Annotated in this window: 1 protein-coding gene; it reads left to right on the top strand. The window is 56.8% G+C overall.

The window, feature by feature from the left end:
- Positions 1 to 168: 168 nt before the first annotated feature.
- A partial coding sequence (locus ACYYG1_RS17460) for an FAD-dependent oxidoreductase (RefSeq protein ID WP_461211609.1) occupies positions 169 to 271 on the top strand: 103 nt, incomplete at its 3' end.

Raw genomic sequence — 271 nt, 5'->3', positions numbered from 1 at the left:
GCCGCCAATTTGAGTTCGCAAACTGGGGCGGCGCCAGTAGCGATTGTGGCTAGACCATCACAGTACTCACCTCTATGTCAATACCTACTGACATAGATGTACGCGAAATGAGCACCCATTCTCCAACCCGGAGTTGTGCCCAATGCCGTATGAAACCCAGGGGGAAACATGGACGCCGATGTCATCATTGTGGGCGGGGGTTTGGCGGGTCTGGTGGCCGCCAATGAGCTGGTTCAGGCTGGAAAGCGCGTGGCGCTGCTGGATCAGGAGA

Source organism: Desulfocurvus sp. DL1XJH-121 (genome assembly GCF_054819825.1).
This window is presented reverse-complemented; position numbering and strand designations above follow the sequence as displayed.